Annotated in this window: 16 protein-coding genes; 5 read left to right on the plus strand and 11 right to left on the minus strand. The window is 47.7% G+C overall.

Annotation, left to right across the window (positions count from 1 at the left end):
* Nucleotides 1–76: 76 nt before the first annotated feature.
* Nucleotides 77–967 (minus strand): DUF481 domain-containing protein, encoded by an 891-nt coding sequence (locus H7F15_RS04795; protein ID WP_185195811.1) that lies wholly within the window; start codon nt 965–967, stop codon nt 77–79.
* 123 nt (nt 968–1,090) lie between these two features.
* Between H7F15_RS04795 and H7F15_RS04800 the strand changes: the two genes are divergently transcribed.
* A complete protein-coding gene (locus H7F15_RS04800; RefSeq protein WP_221626989.1) occupies nt 1,091–1,750 on the plus strand; it encodes an HD domain-containing protein in 660 nt (219 codons plus the stop codon).
* A gap of 60 nt (nt 1,751–1,810) precedes the next feature.
* Here H7F15_RS04800 and H7F15_RS04805 read toward each other — a convergent pair whose 3' ends face one another.
* Nucleotides 1,811–2,404, minus strand: a complete 594-nt coding sequence (locus tag H7F15_RS04805) for a DUF4136 domain-containing protein (RefSeq protein WP_185195812.1) — start codon at nt 2,402–2,404, stop codon at nt 1,811–1,813.
* Nucleotides 2,405–2,597: 193 nt separating this feature from the next.
* Between H7F15_RS04805 and H7F15_RS04810 the strand changes: the two genes are divergently transcribed.
* From H7F15_RS04810 to H7F15_RS04825, 4 genes are all read left to right on the plus strand, one after another.
* The gene (locus tag H7F15_RS04810; RefSeq protein WP_185195813.1) at nt 2,598–3,887 is read left to right on the plus strand and encodes an acetyl-CoA hydrolase/transferase family protein; all 1,290 of its coding nucleotides are present in this window, start codon (nt 2,598–2,600) and stop codon (nt 3,885–3,887) included.
* A gap of 114 nt (nt 3,888–4,001) precedes the next feature.
* Nucleotides 4,002–4,772 (plus strand): DUF1206 domain-containing protein, encoded by a 771-nt coding sequence (locus tag H7F15_RS04815; RefSeq protein ID WP_185195814.1) that lies wholly within the window; start codon nt 4,002–4,004, stop codon nt 4,770–4,772.
* A gap of 221 nt (nt 4,773–4,993) precedes the next feature.
* Nucleotides 4,994–6,352, plus strand: a complete 1,359-nt coding sequence (locus tag H7F15_RS04820) for a sigma-54 dependent transcriptional regulator (RefSeq protein WP_185195815.1) — start codon at nt 4,994–4,996, stop codon at nt 6,350–6,352.
* A 290-nt stretch (nt 6,353–6,642) separates the two neighbouring features.
* Complete coding sequence (locus tag H7F15_RS04825) at nt 6,643–10,944, plus strand: PAS domain S-box protein (protein ID WP_185195816.1); 4,302 nt, start codon at nt 6,643–6,645, stop codon at nt 10,942–10,944.
* A 208-nt stretch (nt 10,945–11,152) separates the two neighbouring features.
* Here the strand turns inward: H7F15_RS04825 and H7F15_RS04830 are convergent, their stop codons facing one another.
* The 9 genes from H7F15_RS04830 to H7F15_RS04870 form a co-directional block, all read right to left on the minus strand.
* A complete protein-coding gene (locus tag H7F15_RS04830; protein ID WP_185195817.1) occupies nt 11,153–11,518 on the minus strand; it encodes a cyclic nucleotide-binding domain-containing protein in 366 nt (121 codons plus the stop codon).
* 258 nt (nt 11,519–11,776) lie between these two features.
* Nucleotides 11,777–12,481, minus strand: coding sequence for a sulfite exporter TauE/SafE family protein (locus H7F15_RS04835; RefSeq protein ID WP_185195818.1), 705 nt, complete (start codon nt 12,479–12,481; stop codon nt 11,777–11,779).
* Nucleotides 12,482–12,483: 2 nt separating this feature from the next.
* Nucleotides 12,484–12,954 carry a FixH family protein gene (locus tag H7F15_RS04840; protein WP_185195819.1) on the minus strand — a complete coding sequence of 157 codons (471 nt, stop codon included), beginning with the start codon at nt 12,952–12,954 and terminating at the stop codon, nt 12,484–12,486.
* 79 nt (nt 12,955–13,033) lie between these two features.
* A complete protein-coding gene (gene ccoG / locus H7F15_RS04845) occupies nt 13,034–14,437 on the minus strand; it encodes a cytochrome c oxidase accessory protein CcoG (RefSeq protein WP_185195820.1) in 1,404 nt (467 codons plus the stop codon).
* A 276-nt stretch (nt 14,438–14,713) separates the two neighbouring features.
* A complete protein-coding gene (locus tag H7F15_RS04850; RefSeq protein WP_185195821.1) occupies nt 14,714–15,916 on the minus strand; it encodes a c-type cytochrome in 1,203 nt (400 codons plus the stop codon).
* Complete coding sequence (locus H7F15_RS04855) at nt 15,913–16,107, minus strand: hypothetical protein (protein WP_185195822.1); 195 nt, start codon at nt 16,105–16,107, stop codon at nt 15,913–15,915. Before H7F15_RS04855 ends, H7F15_RS04850 begins: the two co-directional genes overlap by 4 nt.
* Nucleotides 16,108–16,196: 89 nt before the next feature.
* Nucleotides 16,197–18,320, minus strand: coding sequence for a cytochrome-c oxidase, cbb3-type subunit I (ccoN, locus tag H7F15_RS04860; protein ID WP_185195951.1), 2,124 nt, complete (start codon nt 18,318–18,320; stop codon nt 16,197–16,199).
* 211 nt (nt 18,321–18,531) lie between these two features.
* On the minus strand, nt 18,532–18,717 hold the full coding sequence (ccoS, locus tag H7F15_RS04865; protein WP_185195823.1) for a cbb3-type cytochrome oxidase assembly protein CcoS: 186 nt from the start codon (nt 18,715–18,717) through the stop codon (nt 18,532–18,534).
* Nucleotides 18,718–18,759: 42 nt separating this feature from the next.
* Nucleotides 18,760–21,198 (minus strand): heavy metal translocating P-type ATPase metal-binding domain-containing protein, encoded by a 2,439-nt coding sequence (locus tag H7F15_RS04870; RefSeq protein ID WP_255481089.1) that lies wholly within the window; start codon nt 21,196–21,198, stop codon nt 18,760–18,762.
* Nucleotides 21,199–21,310 lie beyond the last annotated feature (112 nt).

Consider the following 21,310-nt stretch of genomic DNA (forward strand, 5'->3'; position numbering starts at 1 on the left):
TAGTATTTTCAACTAATAAAATTACTAAGAAAATCTCTCTAAGATACTCTAAAACTCACAAATTATAACATAGACCTTAAAAATTAACCTGTACTCCGTTGGTTATAGCATACACAAAACGTGTAACGGGCACTATCGGTCTGTCTTCGTAGGTGCAATTAAATCCTGTTTTAAAAGAGAGAAGTGTATTTAGTTTGAATAGCAGGTTCAAATCGCCGCTTACTCTGTTCCGGAAAGCATCTATTTCTGTATCATAGCCTGTCTGGTAATACACAATCCCTTCTAAATTTACATGGCTGTTCAGAGCTGCTTTTGTGCTGACATAGTTGGTTATCTTTAGTAAATCAGACTTCAGGATCACTTCTCCTTCTTCCGGAGACTGCCACGTTTCGTGTTCCTGCATAAGACCGGTACCAGCATATAAGTTAACCTTTTCTTGCCTTAAAACTGCAAGCCTCACTCCTGCCCCTGCTAATGCGCGCAGATCTAAGCCACGCGCTTTGTCTGCCTGAAACTGGGTAAAAAGTTCATAAGAAAGGCGGCGTTGACGTAACAAATTGACCCGAAAGTGGGCATAACCGTTGCTGGCTACCGTATTGCGCAATTCCTGATTGTCATAGTTAATAAGCAGATAATTATAATAGGTCAGGAGCAGGTAACTATGCTTGGGCGAAATATAGGCAACATCGCCGTTAAACGTAAGCTGCAGGTAGTTGTTAGGGTTGTCTTTGCCGGCGTTGCGATTGAACATCGAGAAATTTATACCGGTTTTACCTGTAATATAATTAGCAGAGTCCTGTTCTACTCTGGCACGTTCGATGTTCAGAATCTGGGCTGATGTGGTGGTACCTGATGCAACTATAAAAGGAAGCACAAAGGCAATTGTTAATAAATAACTGCTTTTATAACAGCCTATAGTTTTGAAACCGGAAAGAGTAGTGTATGATAAAGGCAATAAGTTAAACATAGTTCAAGTCTACTGCATATCTCCCGGATTGCCAAAAGCAACCGGATTTTTATGGCTTCAGGATAAACTATGGTTTGCTACTCTGGCTGTAAATCTGCAGTTTTGATTTCCTAAAACCAACTTATGCTGACACAACAGGAAATTATCAATCAAACAGCAGAACATGTAAAGCACCTTTTAACCGGCGAGGGCTCAGGACACGACTGGTGGCATATTCTGCGTGTATGGAACAATGCTAAAACGATAGCGGCAAACGAAAAAGCGGACCAGTATATAGTTGAGTTAGCCGCACTGCTGCACGACATCGGTGATCATAAATTCCATAACGGTGATGAGACAGTTGGTCCGCGTATGGCTGCAGAATGGCTAAGCGGTTTGCAGGTACAACAGGAAGTGATCACGCATATCACAACTATAATAAAGGAGCTATCCTTCAAAGGTGCCGGTACAACTTCAGAGATGAGCAGCCTGGAGGGTTGTATTGTGCAGGACGCTGACCGTCTGGATGCCATTGGTGCTATCGGCATAGCGCGCACCTTTGCGTATGGCGGACACAAGAACCGCGAGATGTATAACCCGGAGATCGCCCCGGTACTACATGATTCGTTTGAAGCTTACAAGAACAGCACCGCTCCTACCATCAACCACTTTTACGAAAAGCTTTTACTCCTGAAAGACCGGATGCACACAAACACAGCTAAAACTATGGCCACGCAAAGGCATCAGTTTATGGAAACGTACCTGCAGCAGTTCTTTGCAGAATGGGAAGTCGCTACTTGTTGATACAGTTAAACCAGCACTTTACAAATACGACTATAGTTTACTATAGTTTAGAGCATTATATTACCGTGAACGGACAGGCGCCAAAAGTTTTTCTACCTCGCTGAGCACCGTTTTATAGTTTACCTTAAAATTACTGAATGCGCCTTCCGTCCAGCCGCGCCACACCAGCTCTTTAGTTTTCGGGTCGATCATGTCCACGATCAGGGTGCCACTTTTGTAAAGGTCCACAGCTCTGTAGCCGGGCAAATCGCTGTGCTTATAGTTGTAGCGATAACCCGCCATGTAGGCATAACTATAGCCAAAGCCATCCAGGTAAGCCTGCGCTATGTCCTTTTCCAACGGTACCGATACGCTCACATCATATGCGATCAACACATCCGCATTGCCGGAAGCTGCTTTAGTAAAACCTTTCTTCTGAAGTTCTGTTTCGATGGCAGTGCGTATGTGCTTGTCCAGCGCGGCACTATAGCCTTCGTCGTAAGCGGCAGGGGCAGCAGGTTGCTCCTGGAACCAGGCAAACGACTGCAGGTTTTCAGTTAACGCTCCGGTAGCGAGCACAGCATTTGGTTTAGAGGAAACCGAACTGGCAACACAGCCGCTCAGCAGGAGCAGCACAGGCAGATAAAAAAACAGAACTATAGTACGCTTTTTCATAGAATACATTTTATGCTCATACGCGGGTTAGCAGGCTTATAGTTTTAAAGCTGCGCATTACCAGCCCAAAGTTAGCATTCTGTTTCTATTGGTGATGATTATCATTTTAAAAATCGCCGAACGGCTATAGTTTGCAGCATAATTGATAACAACTACAGGCTTATAAAGGTATAGTCTGAAAAAAAACTGAACTATGGCAACTCAAACCCCGGTATATACTACCGCTGAAGAAGCGCTTTCTGTCATTAATTCCGGCGACAGAGTTTTTTTACATGGCAGCGCCGCAACTCCCCAATACATGATACGAAAACTGGCCGAACGTGCCGATAAGCTTCGGGATGTAGAACTTGTAAGCATCAGTACTTTTGGAGAAATGGAATGCGCCGAAGAACGTTATGCAGAGTCGTTTTATATAAACTCACTGTTCGTGTCGGCAAACGTGCGCGATGCTGTAAACAGTGGCCGTGGCGACTATGTTCCGATCTTTCTGAGCGAGATTCCGCAGCTTTTCCGCTTAGGCATCATGCCGCTGGATGTAGCTATAGTTCACGTATCGCCGCCTGACAGGCACGGCTACTGCTCGCTGGGTGTATCTGTAGACATTGCCCGCCAGGCCGTGAAAAGCGCGAAATACGTAATAGCCCAGGTAAACCCGCAAATGCCACGCACCCACGGCGACGCCCTGATACATGTTCGCCGCTTTAATGCACTGGTTGAGGTAAACGAGCCCCTTCCAGAAGTTGACTATAGTTCCCGCATCACTGAAACCGAGGAAAGAATAGGTAGAAATGTGGCTGAACTGGTAGAAGACAGAGCTACCCTGCAAATGGGCATAGGCGCTATACCGGATGCGGTACTACGAAGCCTGACAAACCACAAGGGGCTTGGCATCCATACCGAAATGTTCTCTAACGGACTTCTGCCGCTGATCGAAAAAGGCGTGATCACGAACGAATTTAAAAAGGTTCTGCCTGGCCGTATTGCCACTGCATTTATTGCCGGTAACCGCGATTTATATGATTACGTGGATGACAACCCGCTGATCACGATGCACAGCACTGATTTTGTGAACGATGTGGCTGTTATTAAAACAAACCCTAAAGCTACGGCCATCAACAGTGCGATTGAGATAGACCTTACCGGCCAGGTAGTTTCTGACTCGATCGGTACGTACCAGTTCTCAGGTGTAGGCGGACAGATGGACTTTATCCGCGGCGCTGCGCTATCAAAAGGTGGCAAGCCTATTATCGCACTGCCTTCGGTTACGCATAAAGGTGTGTCGCGCATTACGCCGTTCCTGAACCCGGGCGGTGGTGTGGTTACAACAAGGGCGCACGTACACTATGTGGTAACAGAATATGGTGTGGCTTATTTGTACGGCAAAAACCTGCGCCAGCGCGCAAAAGCACTTATCGATATTGCGCACCCTGACCACCGCGAGCGACTGAGCGAAGAAGCATTCAAACGATTTAAAACTTTATAGGCTGCGACATAACTAAAACATATATTCACTCGTGTATATGGCTGAAAACAACTATATACACGAGTGAATATAACGCATCACATCCCTTCCCCCCCGCCCCGTTGGGTAAAAAACATGGCCAGATTTGGCCTGACAGCAAAAGGCGTAGTTTATTGCCTTGTAGGTATACTTGCCTTTATGGCAGCCTTTGAACTGGGCGGTAAATCAACTGAAAATTCAGATAAAACAGGGGTTTTTCAGTTCGTAATGGAGCAATCCTTCGGGAAAGTACTGCTGGCCCTCATAGCAGTTGGCCTGCTTTGCTATACCTTATGGCGCCTGATACAGGCCATAAAGGACCCAAGCCAATCGGCTAAAGGTATAGGCAAACGGTTGCGCTACGCTTTTAGTGGGATAGTTTATGGCGGTCTGGCTTTTTATGCCGCCAAGCTGGTGCTGGGCAGCGGCAGTGGCGGCAATAGCGATACCCGAGAAACTGTAGCCAGAGAATTGCTGCAGCAGCCTTTCGGGCAGTGGCTGGTAGGGATAGTGGCAGCAGGCACTGTAATTGCCGGCATCTACCAGATTTACCTCGGAGTATCAGACAAATATAAAAAGAATGTGCAGGAAGCCGGCCTGAAGCACGAAGTAGAAAGCACCATGATCCGGGCCGGTAAGATAGGGTATGTGGCACGTGGTATCGTCTGGATCATTATCGGGTATTTGTTCCTGCGTGCAGCTTTGCAGTCAGATCCGGAAGAAGCAGGCGGTAGCGGAAGTGCCTTCACGTTTTTGGAGAATTCGTCCTATGGTTCATTCCTGCTGGGTGCTGTCGCGCTGGGGCTTATCTGCTACGGAGTCTTTATGTTCATGCGTGCCCGTCACGAGGCCCTTGCGGTTCGCTAACTAATTACTGCTATAGTTGTGTGGTGGCTGTACAGGCAGGCTCGCAACTATAGCATCTTATAACTATAGCCATCCGGTTGTTTCTGTAACTGTCAGTAACTATAGCCTTTAATCAAAACTATAAAAGTATACACAACGGCATTCAACAGCCCTGCTTTCTTTCTGCAGAAAATTTTTAGTAGTATCTTTGAAGCTATTGTATACTTGTTGGAAAGCAATACATGAAGAACAGCCCTTTTAAGATCTTCATTCTGGATGATGATGTTTGGTATAGTGAGTTGCTGGAGTATCATCTGTCCCTGAACCCTGATTACGAACTTAAGAAATTCCATTCGGCCAAAGACCTTTTTGCAAACCTGCACGAAGCCCCGGATGTAGTTACGGTAGACTATTCGTTGCCGGATCAGAACGGTGGCGAAGTGCTGAAAAAACTGAAAGCGCGGACTCCCGAAACACAGGTCGTTATCATTTCTGGTCAGGAAGATATAGCCACCGCCGTTAACCTGCTCAAGCAGGGTGCATACGACTATCTTGTAAAGGATGAGGATACGCCGGAGCGTCTCTGGAACACCATCCAGAAGATTCGGGAGACGGCATCGCTGCGCGAAGAAATAAACCACCTGCGCGAAGAGATCGGCCAGCGCTACGACTTCAGCAACGTGATCATCGGCAACAGCCCTGCCATTAAAAAGGTATTTACCCTGATGGATAAAGGCACCCGCACCAACATAACGGTATCTATAAACGGAGAAACCGGTACTGGTAAAGAACTCGTAGCCAAAGCCATACACTATAACAGCCTTCGCAAAAAGCATCCTTATGTAGCCGTAAACGTCGCCGCTATTCCCAAAGAACTGATCGAGAGTGAATTGTTCGGTCATGAGAAAGGAGCATTTACCGGTGCCACCGCACGACGCATCGGTAAGTTTGAGGAAGCCAACAGAGGCACCATTTTCCTGGATGAAATAGGCGAACTGGACATAAGCCTGCAAGCCAAGCTGTTACGTGTGCTGCAGGAGCGGGAAATTACCAGAGTGGGCGGTAACTCAGTGGTGCCGGTAGATGCCCGGATTATAGTTGCAACACATAAAAACCTGGCCGAAGAAGTACAGAAAGGCACCTTCCGCGAGGACCTGTACTATAGATTGCTGGGCTTGCCCATACACCTGCCTCCCCTGCGCGAGCGCGGCAGCGACATACTGGTACTTGCCCGTCATTTCATGGACGGCTTTGCAAAGGAAAACAAAATGCCACGCAAAAGTCTTTCCACGGCGGCGCAGGAAAAACTGCTCTCCTACCCTTTTCCGGGTAACGTGCGCGAACTACGTGCGCTGGTTGAGCTTGCCATGGTGCTTGCCGATGATGATGTAGTGCAGGCAGAGGACATTAACTTCTCGGTAACGAATAACAGCAAAGACCTGCTGTCGAAAGAAGAAACGCTAAAAACCTATACAACCCGTATCATCCAGTATTTCCTGGATAAATACGACCATAACGTGCTGCTGGTGGCGGATAAACTTGATATTGGTAAGTCGACCATTTACCGGATGATCCAGAACAACGAGCTCCATATTAAATAAGACCCGCCCGTGTTGCTGTTTTACATTCCAGCAATCGTCCATTCTTCCGCGCATCATCAGTTTAAAGTACTGCTTTGTGAGCGACTTGCTCACTTTTCCCGCCCATCAATCTATAGTTATAGCTATAGTTTGATGGGCAGAATTGCTATAGTTACAAATTGTTAAGGCTATAGTTACATAATTTAAAACAGCTTGCTTTTTCAGTCAGTTTCTCTGAACAAATTTGATGTATAGCTGCTTAAATACGCCTATAATACAGTAACTTGCAGGCAAATTAAGTACCTACTTTAATGGTAGAAAATATAGCTGCACTGCAGGAAGAACTGAGGAGAGAGCGCCAGGCCCGTATGGCCGCAGAACAGCTTGCCGAGGCAACGGCAGCAGAGTTAGCCGGCCTTAAACAGGCAATGGCTCAAAACCAGCTTTCAGCCCGAACAGATTCTTTCACAAGCCAATCAGAAATTCAGCAGGAATACCCTTACCCAATCATACAAGTTGATTTTGAGGGGAACATCCTCTTTTTAAATAAAGCAGGCGAACAGATCCTTGACCAGATACCGGAGGAGCGCCACCCGCTGTTTAGACGTTTGCTTCAGAACAAGGCCGGGCGCGCACGCCTTTCGACCGCTCCTGTAACGTTGAGCGCATCTTTTCTGGGCAGAAACTTCCTGTTACTGGTGGTCCCGTTTGCTGAGAAAGGCTATGCTAATATTTACCTGAACGATGTGACGGAACGCCGGGCAGCCGAGTTTGCCCTGAAAGAAAGCCAGAACTTTGTACGGAATATAGCCCGCACCGTACCCAGCATTATCTATATCTACGACCTGGAACTGGACAAAAGCATTTACTTTAATGAGCATTTGCAGACAGTATTGGGTTACACCGAGCAGGATATTGCCGCTATGGACGGGCATGTACTGATGTCGCTGGTGCTGCCGGAAGAGTTGCCTAAAATGTACCACCATACGCATCATATTCTGGAAGCGCTTGATGGCGAGGTGCGCGAAGTAGAATACCTGGTTAAAGATAAGGCCGGCGCTACCAAAAACCTGCTTTGCCGCGAGACCGTGTTCAAGCGCCGGGACAACGGGCAGGTGGTGCAGGTGATCGGCTCTGCCGAGGATGTGACCCAACTCCGTAACAAAACCCGGGAACTGCGGGCGCAGAAGGATTTCTACGAATCCATCTTTAACCACATACCATCCGATATTGCTGTTTACGACCCTGACCTGCGGTACGTATATGTAAACCCGACTGCCGTATCAGACCCGGCGCTGCGAGCATGGATTGTGGGCAAGACAAACGAAGAATACTGCAACTATAGAAATGTGCCCTTAGAACGCATCAGGAATCGGAGTATGAACCTGGAACTTGCCAGAGTTGGTAAACGCCCAGTTGAGTTCGAAGAAACTATAGTTAACAAGGATGGGGTAACCTCACATCATTTGCGCAAACTCAACCCGGTACTTGATGCTGACGGAAATCTGAAGATGATCATCGGGCATGGGCTGAACATTACCGAACTGAAAAAGGCACAGGAAGACATGGTGCTAAGCGAAGCCAAAAACAGGGCAATACTCGCCGCCATCCCCGACCTGATGTTTATTATAGATGAGAACGGGGTTTACCTGGACATGAAAAATGTGGACCAGGAGCACCTGCTGGTGCAGAAGGACATGGTAATCGGAAGGCATATCAGTGAGCTGTTACCGGAAAAAGTATACAAATCCATTCTCAGGCTGATAAAAAGTGTAATAGCTACAGGTAACCCGGAGCGGACCGAATATACCCTGCCACTGGAACTGGGAAACAGACATTACGAAGGCCGAATTATAAAGTATAGCACCCGCGAAGTGCTGGCCATTATCCGCGATACGACCGAGGAACGCAAGGCCGCTCTTGCTGCAAAAGAAAATAATGACTTCATTAAACTGGTAATGGAATCCAGCCCGAGCCTGATCTATGTAAAAGACAGGGAAGGGGTATTTAAACTGGTAAACCATGAATTAGCCAGGCTATTTGGTAAAACAATAGAGCAGGTTATCGGGCAGAATGAGCGCAACCTGATCCCGAACAGAGAAGACCAAAACGTCTACTCCTCCGATGACAGAATGGTGATAGAGCAGGGCCGCGAGATAGAGAATGAAGAAAAGTATACACTCGAGGATGGCAGCACAGTCTGGTTTAAAACAATAAAACGCCCGCTGGTAACAGCCGATGGAGAGGTGCACGTACTGGGCATCTCAACAAACATAACCGCACAGCGCCATGCCAACAAACTACTGCAGGAAAGCGAAGAACTGCATCGTCTCCTTTCCGAGAACTCCAAAGACCTGATCAGCCTGCATGACCTGGAGGGACGCTACGAGTATATTTCAAAAGCGGTGGAAGAAATGCTGGGGTACCAGCAACAGGAGGTCATTGGCAAGTATTCTCAGAACATTATCTATCCTGATGACCTGGAACGTGTGCGCAGAGGGTACATAGCTGTAGTTCAGAAAAAAGTGAATACAACGCTGGAACACCGCCTGGTACGTAAGGATGGCAGTTATTTCTGGGCAGAGACCAACCTGAAACCGATACTCGATGCGGACGGAAATGTGCTGAAAATACAGTCTTCGGTACGCGACATAAGCATACGCCGCCGTAATGCCGAAGCCCTGAAGAGCAGCGAGAAAAAATACAGAGACCTGATCAACTATAGCCAGGCATACATCTGTACCCACGACATGAACGGCATGGTGCTGTCGGTGAACCCGTATCTGCAAAATATGCTGGGGTACTCTGAAGAAGAGATGGTCGGCAAAGAGATCAAATCCTTCTTCCCTGTGGCGCACCAGGACAACTTTAAGCATTATGTAGCCCGTTTCGAGGAATCGAATGTGGTGGATGGTGTATTGTGTATCCTCAACAAAGAGAAACAAGAGCGCTACCTGTACTACCAGAACTATAAAGTAGAAGAACCTGGCCTTTCTCCTTATATAATAGGTATAGCACAGGATATTACGGACCGCCTGCAAACAGAACAGGAACTGAAACTGGCTAAAGAAGCCGCTGAAGAATCGGCACGGGTTAAGGAAAATTTCCTGGCCAACATGAGCCACGAGATACGCACTCCGATGAACGGTATATTGGGTATGGTTGGCCTGTTGCAGAAAACCGAGCTAACAGATGCCCAGCATAACTACCTGAAGATCATTAGACAATCTGCTGAAAACCTGCTGGTTGTAATCAACGACATCCTGGATGTGGCAAAGATCGAGGCTGGTAAAATGGAGCTGGAAGAAATTCCGTTTAACCTGGAAGAAGTGATCAGAGGCGCTTATCAGACGCTGACCTACAAAGCAGAAGAAAAAGAGATAGCCTATGTACTGGAGCCACTGCAATTGCCGCACCCGTTATTGGTCGGGGACCCCTACCGCCTGAACCAGGTACTGCTCAACCTTCTGAACAATGCCATCAAGTTTACTGACGAGGGCGGCGTGACATTGAAATGCGCCGTAACCCACGAAACTGCAGACAACCTGACCATTGAAGTAGCTGTTACCGATACCGGTATTGGTATTCCGGCTGGCAAACAAGCGCTTGTTTTTGAAGGCTTTACACAGGCTTATTCCAGCATTACGCGCAAGTACGGCGGCAGCGGGCTTGGCCTGAGCATCTGTAAAAACCTGATCGAGATGCAGCAGGGCCATATCTGGCTGGAGAGCGAAGAAGGCAAAGGCAGTACCTTCAAATTCTCGATCACCTATGCAAAATCGAAGGCAATGCCTGAAACCGACACGGCCAATGCAACTATAGATTTTAATGCGCTGGAACCATTGCGCGTACTCATTGCCGAAGACAATGAGATAAACATTTTCCTGGCGCAGGCCATACTGACCGGTTGGGATTTTGAAGTAGATGTGGCACACAACGGACTGGAAGCCATTGGGCTGATTGAGCAACACCCCTACGACATTATTCTGATGGATATACAGATGCCGGAAATGAGTGGTATCGAAGCCACACGTCTGATCAGGACAAATACAAATCCGGAAATAGCTGCTATCCCGATCATTGCCCTGACCGCCAATGCGTTGAAAGGTGATGCTGAAAAATACCTGCAGGCCGGTATGAACGATTACATCTCGAAGCCTTTTGAAGAAGAACATCTGTATCAGAAACTGGTAGCGTTGTTGCCGCACAAGCTTAAAGCCATAACAGGTCCACAGCCACCAAAACCTGCTGATACGAAAATTACAGATCCGCTTTATAACCTGGATATGCTGTATAAGATTTCTCGCGGTAACCAGGCGTTCATAAACCGGACTATAGAGCTCTTTATAAAAACGGCACCACAAACACTGGCCGAACTGCAGCAAAGTACGCAGCAACAAGACTGGCAACGTGTAAGCGAAACTGCGCACAAGCTGAAGTCAACTATAGATACACTCCGGATCGATCAGTTAAAGCAGGTGATCCGCCAGATTGAAGCGGATGCCAAAAACCAGGCTAACACTGCTAACCTGCAGGGCCTTGTCGATTTTGCGGATAGCCATCTGCAGTTGGTTATAAAACACATTGCCCGGGAAATAAAGGATGTAGCGTAAATTCAGAAATGGAAGTGCCCTACCCTATTCCCGGAACACCCATGGCTAAAGTTATTTGCCTGTCGCAAATTCTGCCAACTATAGCTATAGTTCGAAGTCAAAGCTATAGTTTGACCCGTGTAACCTGAAGAGTAAAGCCAACCGGTACCCATAAAATACAGAGGCCACCTGTCAGGTGGCCCTTGTTGTTTCAAAAAATCATGAAAATCTATTCGTACGCGTCAATGTTTTGGGTGGTGTACCGGCTTAGTTGCTGCATAAAGTAAAACCTGAGCGCCGTGTGCAACTGCAGGGCGTGCAGCATTTCCTCTTTCGGGATAAAAATAGCTTTGGCCGGCTCTTCAAAATAAACTTTAAAGTGGTATTGCTCATGCATCAGGTCGGGTAAACCCAGCAGCTTGCCGGGCATTATTTTTTCTTCAGTTCCTCCTGCCTGCGAAAACAAGGCAGTACCTTCTGTCAGGAAGTAAAATCCTTTGTTAGGCTTTCCGGGTTCAAACAGGCACGTTCCGGGCGAAATTTCCAGTGGTTCGCCCTGTATCTGGCCATTCTTTATCATATTCTGGAGTAACATGCCAACTATAGTTTAAACTATAACAACTGATTAAGCACTTTACAGCTAATGTAAAACCTACGTTTTTCACAGAAGCCGCCGAAGCACATAGTAAAAGTACACCGCATTTGGCAGGCATCCAGTGAGCGCTGTCACCGGCTGCAGTGACTTATGTCAGTTTAGAAAAGGCACCAAACATAAACAGGTACCCGACTGAGTACCTGCTTTTGTTTTCAAAAAAATAGTACATAATGTGCCTCTATGAACCCTTTAAAAGGCTTAGTGGCAACTCATTTCAGTATGGTGAGCAGTGGTTTCTGCTATCTTTGGGCTAAGATACGGTATACCCAACCCTAAACCACGCACAATAAATAGTACGGCCAGCACCATGCCCACATAAGGCACCGCCCTGTTAAACATGCTGCGCATTTTCAAGCTAATCAGTTTGCCGGATAAAGACACCAGGAACATAAGCGGAAAAGTACCCAACCCAAAAAGTGCCATGTACAGCATGGCTCCGCCAACACCCGGCGCACTTATAGCACCCGCCAGGGCAATATAAACAAAACCGCAGGGCAGCAAGCCATTCAGCAGGCCCACCATAAAAAGGGAGCTGAGGGAGTTCTGCTGAAAATAGTAACCCAGTCTGCGGCGTACCCAGTTCATGAGTCTATCTGTGCCCAGTATAGTTGCTGATCTGCCTTTAAGCGTTACCGGCAATACCAGCAGCAGCAATATCAGAATGCCAGAAATAATAGAGACAGTTTGTTGTAAGCCAGCCATCTGCAGCGATTCGCCAAAGGCACCGGCCAGTGCCCCAAGCAAGGCATACGTTACGATTCTGCCGCTATTGTACAGGAGCCGGCCGGCATAATACCGCCAGCCGGTGCTCCCGACAAAGGGTAGAGACATTGCTATAGGGCCGCACATCCCGACGCAATGAAAACTACCAACTAATCCGAAAATAAAACCTGCCCAGATCATGGCTATTTTATTTGTATCGTTTTCTCTGAATAATAGGTCTCTTTACCATCTGTAAAGTTCACCCGCACTTTCCATAGCCCGTTCTCCAGGTCGTTCACTTCTAACAGCTGGCTCTGGTCGCGGCCCAACTGCAAGGGTACCTGCTTATCCATGCTGTCGTCCGACGGACGGAACATCGTGATCGTGCCGCTCAGGTTCATGCCCTGGTAGGTTGCAGGCATCTGCAGCAGTATGGTTTTATCGGTGCTTCTATAGTCCAGCATTACATCGCCCAGGGCCTGGGTGCGGCGTACTTTATCTATCTGGTCCTGGTACTGTATTTCCTGCTGGTAATAATCTTTGCTTACAAGGTCCACATCCTGGTTCATGGCTTTGTACACAAACATGGCGATGTAGGCCATAAAACAAACCATAGCAACAACTATAGCATAAGGCCATAAGGTGAAGCTTTTATTTTTATCTGTTGATTTCATCTTGATTGCTGGTTTTAGATTGCCGCTTTTTACAGCACTCCAATTCATTGTTTCTACTACTTCTGAACGAAGCCGTTATTTAGTTTGCCGGCCCCAGGAACTTGGTCTCGGTGGTCGTGATCAGCTCATCTCCGTGATATACCCCGATCTCCACTTCCGAATTCATCCCGGTCAGTTGGTCCTTGGCCATTTCTGCAAAGAACACACCTTCCACAATGCCCTGTGCTGGCAGCATCAGTTCGCTACCTACCACTTTTATAGTTCCCTCTTTGCCTATCAGCTTTAAGGTAAGCGGCATTTCGTGGTTGGTTTTATTGATAACAGAAATATTGTACAGGTTTTTGATGTTCCCCTGCTCAGTTTTCTGGTATAGTTGGCCCGGCGTGCGCAGTATAGTTGCTTCGGCCTCATCGCGGGTTAGCAGCAGTGTGGTTAGTGCTGTTATAAGCACAAGTAACACAGCCGTATACCCCATTACCCTTGAAGTAAAGAACGTCCATTTCTTACCCGTCTCAATCGCCTCTTCCGACTCGTAACGGATCAGACCTTCCGGCTTGTCGATCATGCGCATGATGTCGTTGCAGGCATCGATGCAGGCCGTACAGTTTATGCATTCCAGTTGCTGGGCACCGTTCCGGATATCGATACCGGTTGGGCAGACCTGCACGCACTGGTTACAATCAATACAGTCGCCCTCGGTTCGCTCCTGCCCTTTTCTTAGTTTGCCACGAGGCTCGCCGCGGCTATAGTCATAGGCTACCACCAGCGTTTTCTTGTCTTGCATTACGCCCTGCAGTCGGCCGTAAGGGCAAACTATCGTACAAACCTGTTCCCGGAAAGAGGCAAACACCCAGTAAAATACGCCCATAAAAACGAGCAAAGTACCGAAGCCTACCAAATGATTCAGCGGCCCTTCCACTATAATTTTCTGCAGCTCCTCAATGCCAATCACATAGGCAAGGAACAGATTGGAAATAAGAAAGGAGATAGCTAAGAATACAGCAGTTTTAGCGCCTTTCTTCAGAATCTTCTCCCTGTTCCAGGGCATTTTGTCAAGTGCCCGCTGTTTGGTGTAGTCTCCTTCAATGGCATACTCTATTCTCCTGAAAACCATCTCCAGGAAAATAGTTTGCGGACAGATCCATCCACAGAAAATACGCCCGTACACTACCGTAAAAAGAATTATGAATACTACCACTGCCAGGAAAGCCAGTACCAGTATAAAGAAATCCTGCGGCCAGAACAGTACGCCAAAGATCACGAACTTGCGCTCCACCACGTTAAGCATGAGCAGCGGCAGCCCGTTCACCTTTATAAAAGGTCCGGCAAAAAGCAGTGTTAACAGTAAATAGCTAACATACTTACGATAACTATAGAGTTTGCCTTTCGGCTTTTTAGGGTATACCCAAATGCGCTTACCCTGTTCATCCACAGTCGAAATGTGGTCCCGAAATTCATCGGTTGGTTTAATTTTAGTTGCCATGGCAGTTTAATTTGTGCGGATATTAATCCTGCCCCGTTTAAAATTTTGAATAACTGAATGAGTGAATATTGCGGTGTGTTTCCTTCTCAATTCTTCACACTATCCTAAAATTTACTTTTACAAAAGTCAGAAAACACCATCTGGTAAAAGATGACGCTGGTCATATTAGCAGGTGATTCTGGTCAGTATACCTCCTGGTCTGCCTGAAAAGAAAATAGCAGGCCCTTTACATCAGGAACCTGCTATTTCTTTATCAATCATTGCAGAAAATTCGGATTACATTTTTTCACCTTGTGGCTCTTTGGCGTTGGCCGGGTTTGTGCCCTGCAGGCTCAGAATGTAGCTGGATACTTCCAGCATCTGGTCTTTGGTCAGTTTGCCTTGCCATGGAACCATGCCTTTGGCTGGTACGCCATACTTCACTGTTTTAAAGATGGCATTCACATCACCGCCGTGCAGCCAGTACTCGTCTGTCAGGTTAGGACCTACAGTACCTTGCCCTTCCTGGCCGTGGCAGGCGGCGCAGTTCGTACTGAAGATGGACTTACCAGACTCCAGTGCTGCTGCATCCGTAAGAACTTCAAAGTTGGTCGGGGCATTCGGATCATCCACGTTTTTAGCAGCGATCAGAGCAGCCTCCTGCATTTCCATCTCATATTCTTCGGTCTGTAGCGCACCGGTTTTAAACACGTGGAAGTGCAGCATATAGCCAACCGCGAAAACTATAGTTACATAGAACATGGTCTTCCACCAAGGTGGCAGGTCGTTGTCGTATTCCTGTATGCCATCAAAATCGTGGTGGCTGTGGATCTCGTCTTTCGCCTTGCCTGTAACCAGTGTGGCGTCGCCGCGCATCAGGAAGTAAACACGTCCGGCAAAAGAGCTACGGAAGTCTTCATCGTATATGGTGTCCCCCATCATCGGAATGAACAGGCGGAACATGATCACCACTACCAGCACCATCAGCAGAATGATTACTGCAGCAAGAATAAATGTAAAGTGCAGCATAGGTGGCAGGTCCATAAAGGCTACATCCTTCACCTCTGCGGTAGCTGCTGTTGAATCTGCTGCCTGCGCAACCGGGGCTTCAGCAACTGCAGCCGGCTTCTCGCTTTCCTCGGTAATAAAAGCGATTACGTTCTTGATATCGTCATCAGAAAGCGACGTACCGAAGGCTGGCATCGGCACTTTGTTGAACTTCTCAAACAGGGCTACCGCATCTTTATCGCCGGCCTGCACCAGTTCCTGGGAGTTTTTGATGAACTTTATGAGCCACTCTTCGCCGCGTCGCTTGTGTGCATCTTTCAGCGCAGGCCCCACTACATCGGCATCTATGCTATGGCATGCCGCGCAGTTGCCTTCAAATATCGCTTTACCTGCTACCGCATCCTGTGCCTGAACAGCCGGTGAGCCAGCCAGCAGCAGACCAGCCACTAAGACCAGGCTGCTTTTCGTAATTATTTTCTTTAGCGAAATCATTGTTTTGGGACTTCAAGAGTGGTGTCTTCAGTTTCGTCTCCGCACGCGATGCTGCTCATTACCTGCACATGCTTTTTATCCATCAGGGCAACATATAACAGTAGCCCCAGGAAAAACACAAAGAAGATGGTAAATGAGATAAGCGGATATATTTCGATGCCGTCTATGGCTTGCAAAACATTCTTATACATAATTTTAGATTTTAGCTATTAGTAGTTAGATGCTAGATTTTATACAGTAAGGCTTTAAGGTCTATTGTCTAAAATCTAGCGTCTAAAATCTATTCTTCAACAACTTCTTCCTTCACTTTAATATCTGTTCCCAGGCGCTGCAGGTAAGCGATCAGAGCCACGATCTCCTTCTCAGGTTTTACTTCGATGCCTTCTTTCGCCAGGTCAGCAGTTACTTTGTTTGCCTGCTTCATCAGCTCCTCATTGGCATTAGCGATGTATTCATCTTCATAAGGAACACCCAGTTGCTTCAGCACGCGCAGTTTGTCTTCTGTTGTGCTCTGGTCAATCTCCTGCTCAAACAACCATGGGTAAGCCGGCATAATAGAGCCCGGAGACATAGAAGTTGGGTCCATCATGTGGTGGTAGTGCCATGAGTTCGGATACTTACCTCCCACTCTGTGCAGATCCGGACCGGTACGCTTGGAGCCCCACAGGAAGTTATGATCGTACACGAACTCGCCTGCTTTGGAGTACTCTCCATATCGTTCGGTTTCGGAACGGAACGGACGAACCATCTGGGTGTGGCAGTTAACGCAACCTTCTTTAATGTACAGGTCGCGGCCCTGCAGTTCCAGGGAAGTATAAGGCTTCACGCTGGCTATAGTTGGCACGTTCGATTTGATCACGAAAGCCGGGATAAATTCTACCAGACCACCAATCAGGATAGCAACAGTTGCCCAGATGGCCATTTGTGTCGGACGTTTCTCGATCCAGGAGTGCCAGTGACCTGCGTTCTTGGATACTGTAGGCACTATAACAGGTGCTTCTGTTCTCTCGTTCGCAACCAGGCTGCCAGACTTAACTGTTTTCACCAGGTTGTACACCATCAGGAACACACCGCTCAGGTATAACACACCACCAATACCACGCAGGTAATACATCGGCACGATCTGCAGCACTGTTTCCAGGAAGTTAGAATACTGTAGTGTACCTTCAGCAGTGAACTGTTTCCACATCAGGCCTTGTGTAAAGCCTGCCCAGTACATAGGAATAGCATAGAACAGGATACCCAGTGTACCTAACCAGAAGTGCGCGTTGGCCAGCTTCTTAGAGTATAGTTGTGTTTTGTAAAGACGCGGGAATAACCAGTACAGCATGGCAAAGGTCAGGAAGCCGTTCCAGCCAAGGGCACCTACGTGTACGTGTGCTACGATCCAGTCAGTAAAGTGGGCAATAGCGTTCACGTTCTTCAGCGACAGCATCGGGCCTTCGAAGGTAGCCATACCGTAAGCAGTGATCGCCACTACCATAAATTTCAGGATCGGCTCTTCTCTTACTTTATCCCAGGCGCCACGCAGTGTAAGCAAACCGTTGATCATACCACCCCAGCTCGGAGCGATCAGCATTACGGAGAATACCACACCCAGCGACTGTGCCCAGTCAGGCAATGATGTATAAAGCAAGTGGTGCGGACCAGCCCAGATATAGATGAAGATCAGCGACCAGAAGTGGATAATAGATAATCTGTAGGAATAAACCGGACGATTAGCGGCCTTAGGCAGGAAGTAGTACATCAGGCCCAGGAACGGAGTAGTTAAGAAGAACGCAACCGCGTTGTGGCCATACCACCACTGTACCAGCGCATCCTGCACGCCTGCATAACCAGAGTAGCTCTTGAACAGGTTAACCGGCATCTCATACGAGTTCACGATGTGCAGCACGGCTACTGTTAAGAATGTAGCAATATAGAACCAGATGGCAACATACATGTGTCGCTCGCGGCGCTTGGCCAGCGTACCAAACATGTTCCAGCCAAATACAACCCAGATCAGGGTTATGGCAATATCGATCGGCCACTCCAGCTCAGCATACTCTTTTGAAGTAGTCATACCCAGCGGAAGCGTGATAACCGCAGCAACAATGATCAGCTGCCAACCCCAGAAGTTGATCTTACTGAGCAGGTCTGAATACATACGGGTTTTGCAAAGACGCTGCAGCGAGTAATAAACCCCCATAAAAATGGCGTTACCCACGAAGGCAAAAATTACAGCGTTGGTGTGCAGCGGTCTTACACGACCAAAAGTAGTGTACTGCGTTCCCATGTTCATATCAGGGTTTGCCAGCTGGAACGCGATGATCACGCCTATAAGCATACCGGCAATGCCCCAGAACACGGTGGCTATACCAAAATCCCGAACGATCTTATTGTCATAAAAGAACGTGTCGGTCATGCCCTTGTCCGTGCCCTTCGGCACAACCCGGTCGGGCGCATTTTCTAAGACTTCGGCTACATTAGTTGACATGTGCGGTGTCCTCCATTTTGTTTAAGTGTTGCTATTGTTTGTGTTTTTTCTGAATTATGGATACAAATTTCTGCATGTACAGCCCGGGAAAAGATGACGTAGGTCATTCGGGCAGGTGATACATATCAGCTATGTTCCGCTATTTTGCTTCCTTATCGGCTGCAGGCTTAGATTTTGGTGGTGTGGTCTCGTTATCGAAAAGCATGCGCACAGCCGGCGTATAGTCGTCGTCGTACTGGCCGGAGCGAACAGCCCACAGGAAAGCTCCCAGAAAAGCAGCTGCCACGGTTACACTCACCGCGATCATTAAAAAGATGATATACATTTTATTTAATTATTAATTAATAATTATGAATTAGTAATTAGATCAGAGGCCTGCTTTTCTGGCGGCGTATTTCACGGATAGTGTCGCGAAGGTCATCACGCTCAGTGTGCTGATCGGCATCAGGATGGCAGAAACGATTGGTGTAAACAGCCCCATCACAGCCATAGTTAACCCAATCACATTGTACACCAGCGATACCGCAAAAGTCAGGAGTATCAGGGTCATAGTTGTTTTGGAGAACTTCAGGAAGGTGCTCAACCTGTCGAAAGCGCTTGCATCCAGAATGGCATCGCAGGATGGTGAGAAGTTGGTAACGCTGTTGCTCAGGGCAATACCGGCATCGCTTTGCTTCAGGGCTCCCGCGTCGTTCAGGCCATCGCCTACCATCAGTACCTGTCGGTTTTCCTGCGTTTTCAGCTGTTGTATGTACTCCAGCTTCTGTACCGGCGACTGGTTGAAGTTGAGCTCGGCTTCCTTGCCAAGCAGTTCTCTCAGGCGTGCCTCTTCGTGGTCATTATCTCCGGACAGAACAGCTATCTTCTTATCGCTCAGGCCCTGCAATACCTGCTGCAGCCCCTGGCGGTACACGTTATAGAAAGTATAGTAACCCAGCACCACACCATCTATGGATACATACACAGTTGTTTTAAGGGTATCTTTCTGTTTTTCGGCGGGCACGCCCAGGTAAGCTGCAGAACCCACACGTACCAGCATACCGTTTACTTCGCCTACCAGTCCTTTGCCGGTAATCTCTTTAAAATCTGCCACTTCCAAAGCGGTACCACTTATACCCTGACTGATGCGTTGGCTGAGTGGGTGTGTGGAGTGGCGCAGCACGGATAGTACGGCTTGATTTTGGGATTCTGTTAATTCTTTGCCGGTATAACTAAGCTCAGCTTCACTTGGCTCGGTCAGGGTGCCGGTTTTGTCGAATACCACTGTATCGATTTTAGCCAGGCGCTCAACTACAGCCGTATTTTTGAGATAGAACTTGTTGCGGCCGAACACGCGCATGGTGTGCCCGTGCACAAACGGCGTAGCCAGCGACAGCGCACAAGGGCAGGCAATGATCAACACGGATGTGAAGGCTTTCATGGCCATGTCCATATCGCGGGGTACCCAGTAAATAAGCGCGCCGGCTGCTACCAACATGGTAACTATAATAAACCACTTGCCAGCTATGTTAGAATAAGTGTGCAGGTTGTGCTCTTCGTTCTTGTTAAAGACTGTATCGTTCCATAGTTGTGTCAGGTAGCCTTGCGAAACTTCCTTCACCACTTCCATTTCGATGCTCTCTCCTACCTGTCGGCCACCGGCATAGATCACTTCCCCTACTACCTTCTCAACAGGCTCCGACTCCCCACTCACGAAACTATAGTCTATCATGGCGCGGCCGTGCAGCAGTATGGCATCAGCAGGGATAAGCTCCTGGTTACGAATACGGATACGGTCTCCTACTTTAAGGTTTCGTACAGCTGTAGACGACTCTTCGCCATCCTCTTTCAGCACCGTAATAGATACCGGGAAATAAGATGTATAGTCACGGTCGAAAGACAGACTATCGAAAGTGCGCTGCTGAAAGTATTTACCGATCAGCATGAAAAACACCAAGCCTGTAAACGAGTCGAGGTAACCGGGACCACGCCCTGTGACGATGTCGAAGATGGATGTAAAGAACAGTGCCAGCAAGCCGGTTGAAATAGGCAGGTCGATGTTGACCATGCGCTGTTTGATACCTTCCCAGGCTGACGTGAAAAAGCCACGCGCACTATAGAAAAATACAGGTATGGAAAGCAGAATGCTCAGGTAGCCAAAGAAGGAGCCAAACGTGCGCTGCAGACCTTGTGTAAAGTCCACATAGTCTGGGAAGGCCAGCAGCATAACATTACCAAAAGCAAAACCAGCTATCCCTAATTTATAGATGATCGTCCGGCTGGGCTTGCTGGTTTTCTTGCCATCGGTGTTAGCCAGCGTAATTTCAGGCTCATAGCCAATGCGTGCCAGCAGGGTTACAACATCGCGCAGCGTGGTTTTCTGGTGAAAATAGGTCAGGGAGACTTCCTTGCGCAGGAAGTTTACAGTAGTTTCCGAAATACCCGGGTTCAGCTTAAACAGGTTTTCCAGCAGCCAGATACAGGAGCTGCAGTGCATCTGCGGAATGTAAAAGGTGATCTTGCAGATATTGTCGCTTTTGAAGCTGATCAGCTGTGCTTCTACACCGGCATCGTCGAGATAGGCAAAGCGTGCTTCGGAAACAGGCTTTTTACCGGTTATGCCCGGGGTCTCTTCTAAGTTATAGTAATTACAGAGGTTATTTTCTTCCAGGAGTTCGTAAACAGTTTTGCACCCGGTGCAGCAAAAAGCCTTGTCGTGTGCAACTATAAGCTCATCCTCGCAGGAATCCCCGCAATGGTAGCATGCCTGAACATTGGTTTGGAGTGCGGCTTCCATCTCAATTTTCTTTTTTATGGTTTGATGCAAAGGTAGATTGCCGCCAGACCGCAAAGGATGACAAGTGTCAGTTTTGGAGCTGATACTTGTCAGTGCTTATAGTTGCTGAAATAGCCGACATTTGTATCGTTACAACAGCCGG

The organism is Pontibacter sp. Tf4 (assembly GCF_014212495.1).
Taxonomy (GTDB): Bacteria; Bacteroidota; Bacteroidia; order Cytophagales; family Hymenobacteraceae; genus Pontibacter.

Coding starts and splice junctions, on each gene's coding strand:
- H7F15_RS04820 (WP_185195815.1), top strand. CDS start 4,994: ATGAAGAACAGCCCTTTTAAGATCTTCATTCTGGATGATGATGTTTGG.
- ccoN (WP_185195951.1), bottom strand. CDS start 18,320: ATGACCGACACGTTCTTTTATGACAATAAGATCGTTCGGGATTTTGGT.
- H7F15_RS04850 (WP_185195821.1), bottom strand. CDS start 15,916: ATGATTTCGCTAAAGAAAATAATTACGAAAAGCAGCCTGGTCTTAGTG.
- H7F15_RS04815 (WP_185195814.1), top strand. CDS start 4,002: ATGGCCAGATTTGGCCTGACAGCAAAAGGCGTAGTTTATTGCCTTGTA.
- H7F15_RS04840 (WP_185195819.1), bottom strand. CDS start 12,954: ATGAAATCAACAGATAAAAATAAAAGCTTCACCTTATGGCCTTATGCT.
- H7F15_RS04795 (WP_185195811.1), bottom strand. CDS start 967: ATGTTTAACTTATTGCCTTTATCATACACTACTCTTTCCGGTTTCAAA.
- ccoS (WP_185195823.1), bottom strand. CDS start 18,717: ATGTATATCATCTTTTTAATGATCGCGGTGAGTGTAACCGTGGCAGCT.
- H7F15_RS04855 (WP_185195822.1), bottom strand. CDS start 16,107: ATGTATAAGAATGTTTTGCAAGCCATAGACGGCATCGAAATATATCCG.
- H7F15_RS04835 (WP_185195818.1), bottom strand. CDS start 12,481: ATGATCTGGGCAGGTTTTATTTTCGGATTAGTTGGTAGTTTTCATTGC.
- H7F15_RS04805 (WP_185195812.1), bottom strand. CDS start 2,404: ATGAAAAAGCGTACTATAGTTCTGTTTTTTTATCTGCCTGTGCTGCTC.
- H7F15_RS04810 (WP_185195813.1), top strand. CDS start 2,598: ATGGCAACTCAAACCCCGGTATATACTACCGCTGAAGAAGCGCTTTCT.
- H7F15_RS04800 (WP_221626989.1), top strand. CDS start 1,091: ATGCTGACACAACAGGAAATTATCAATCAAACAGCAGAACATGTAAAG.
- H7F15_RS04825 (WP_185195816.1), top strand. CDS start 6,643: ATGGTAGAAAATATAGCTGCACTGCAGGAAGAACTGAGGAGAGAGCGC.
- ccoG (WP_185195820.1), bottom strand. CDS start 14,437: ATGGCAACTAAAATTAAACCAACCGATGAATTTCGGGACCACATTTCG.
- H7F15_RS04830 (WP_185195817.1), bottom strand. CDS start 11,518: ATGTTACTCCAGAATATGATAAAGAATGGCCAGATACAGGGCGAACCA.